2 protein-coding genes are annotated in these 2,427 nt (G+C 71.2%); one reads left to right on the forward strand and one right to left on the reverse strand.

Annotated features, from left to right (window positions below; genetic code table 11):
* Positions 1-19: 19 nt before the first annotated feature.
* Positions 20-1,474 carry an MFS transporter gene (locus SACHA_RS0100915; protein WP_028662766.1) on the reverse strand — a complete coding sequence of 485 codons (1,455 nt, stop codon included), beginning with the start codon at positions 1,472-1,474 and terminating at the stop codon, positions 20-22.
* 192 nt (positions 1,475-1,666) lie between these two features.
* On the opposite strand from SACHA_RS0100915, the gene SACHA_RS0100920 reads away from it, so the two are divergent.
* Complete coding sequence (locus tag SACHA_RS0100920) at positions 1,667-2,419, forward strand: IclR family transcriptional regulator (RefSeq protein WP_028662767.1); 753 nt, start codon at positions 1,667-1,669, stop codon at positions 2,417-2,419.
* Positions 2,420-2,427: the final 8 nt, after the last annotated feature.

Raw genomic sequence — 2,427 nt, forward strand, 5'->3', positions numbered from 1 at the left:
GCGGCGCACCGGGGGCCGGTCAGGCGACCGCCAGGGCGGGGCGCTTCTCCCGCACGAACGCGTACATCCCGGCGGAGGCGAGCATGATGCCGCCCGCCACCCAGGTGCCGACCGACCAGCTGCCGGTGGCGTCGCGCAGCACACCGCTGACCACCGGGCTGGCCACGGCGCCGATCTCGGAGACCAGGTTCAGCAGCCCGAACGCCGAGCCGCGCTGGGCATCCGGCACGAGGTCGCCGGTCATGCCCTGCGCGATCGGTTGCAGGGCGTTGAAGAACAGCCCCGAACAGAACAGGATCAGCCCGAGCAGCCACAGCGACGGGGTGCCGCCACCGCTGATGGACAGGGCGAAGCAGAACACCAGCAGCGAGTAGATCACCGAGAAGCTGATCAGTAACGGCTTGCGGCCCCGGCCACGGCGCAGCGCACGGTCGGCCAGCCAACCACCGGCGGGGAACCCGAGGATGCCCGCGCCCGCGTTGAACGCCGCGGTGAGGGCCGCGGCGAGCAGGGAACTGTCGGCGGCCTCGCGGACGATCTCCACCGACCAGAAGCTGAAGAACCACAGGTTCCACAGGATGGCGATGTAGGCGAAGTAGATGATGACGATGTCGCGGGAGAGCAGGGTCGCCGCCTCGGGGGTGCGGCGGATGCGCAGCACCACGGCCCCGATGACCAGGACCGCGAGCATTCCCGAGCCGAGCGCGGTGCCCCAGGTCGGCCACTGCAGCCGGTCGGCGACGACGAACAGCAGCAGCACCGCCGCCAGCAGCGGGGTGGACACGGCGACCATGCGCAGCAGCGGCGGGCCCAGGCGCAGCCTGCCGCCGAGGTGCCGGTGGAAGAAGTACCAGCAGCCCAGCGCCACGAGCACCGAGAACACCGCGAACACCAGGAACGGCACCCGCCACGCGTCCGTGCCCAGGCCCATCGACGTGCCCCAGTCGATCAGCACGGGGGTGAGCACGATCCCGACCGTGAGACCGATCGACAGACCGGAGATGACCACCCCGAGTCCGAGTGTGCGTCGCTTCGGCGGGGTGTTGTTCATGATCAGCGTGCGGTCGTTGGAGTAGAAAACCCCCTCACCGAGGCCCGTGAGCACGCGGGCGCCGACGAAGGCGATGAGCCCGACGACGATGCCGGACAGCGCCGTCATCACGCCCGCCCATAACAGCGACAGCACGATCATCTCGCGGTGCCCGAACCGGTCACCGAGCCTGCCACCCGGGTACTGGGTGAGCATGTAGCCGGTGAAGAACAGGGACCCGACCAGGCCGCCGAGCGCGCGGGGGTCGCTGGACTCCCCGATGAACCCGACGTCGTTGGCGATCATCCAGCTCACGACTGGGCCGGTGAGCGTCCGGTCCGCGTAGCTGACCACCCAGCCGAGCAGCAGCATCGCCCACAACGCCCGGTACGGCTTCCGGTTCTGTTCCTCGGCGGGGAGGAAAGTCGACTCTGACCTCGTCATGGGCCGGGAGACTAGGCACGGGGCGGGACGGGCGAGCCGTTGTGTGGTCTGTCGAACGATGTCAGCGGGAATGTTTTCACTGGGTGAAAACACCCGTGGCTCTCCAGGCACCCGTGGCCGAGGCTCGGGTGGTTCGCGGTCCCGTGCGACGACCTGTCCGGCGTGTGGCGCCGGCCGACGGAGGTGGATCCGGTGCCCGGCGAAACACGGTCGGTGACGTCGAAGGTGCTCTCCCTGCTCGACGCGTTCAGCCCGGCCTTTCCGACGTTGTCCCTGACGGAGCTGGCCCGGCGGGCCGGGGTGTCCCTGCCGACGGCCCACCGGCGCGCGGCGGAGCTGGTGGACTGGGGCGCGCTGGAACGCGGCGCCGACGGGCGCTACCGCATCGGTCTGCGGCTGTACGAGGTCGCGTCGCTGGCCCCGCGTGGTCTGGGCCTGCGGGAGGCGGCGATGCCGTTCCTGGAGGACCTCTACGAGGTCACCCACGAGAACGTGCAGCTCGCGGTGCGGGAGGGTCCCGAGCTGGTGTTCGTCGAGCGCATCGCGGGCTGGGACGCCGTCCCGGTGCGCACCCGGGTCGGCGGGAGGTTCGCCCTGCACGCCACGGGGGTGGGGCTGGTGCTGCTCGCGTACGCGCCGGAGCGGGTGCAGCGCGAGACGTTGTCCGCGCCGCTGGCCGCCTACACCCCGAAGACGATCACGGATCCGGAGCGGCTGCGTTCGGTGCTGGCGACGGTGCGCAAACAGGATTTCGCGGTCAGCGACGGGCAGGTCACGCTGGACGCTGTGTCGGTGGCGGCTCCGGTACGCGACCATGCGGGGGCGGTGGTGGCCGCCCTGTCTTTGGTGGTGAACGCCCGCGGGGCGCGGCCGGGCACGCTGGCGCCCCTCGTCCAGTCCGCCGCACGCGGGATCTCCCGGACCGTGGCCTCCCGCGGAGCGTGACCCGGCGG

The organism is Saccharomonospora halophila 8, assembly GCF_000383775.1.
GTDB classification, from domain to species: Bacteria; Actinomycetota; Actinomycetes; order Mycobacteriales; family Pseudonocardiaceae; genus Saccharomonospora; species Saccharomonospora halophila.

Excerpts from the sequence above, each read along its gene's own strand:
- SACHA_RS0100915 (WP_028662766.1), bottom strand. The coding sequence starts at position 1,474 with ATGACGAGGTCAGAGTCGACTTTCCTCCCCGCCGAGGAACAGAACCGG.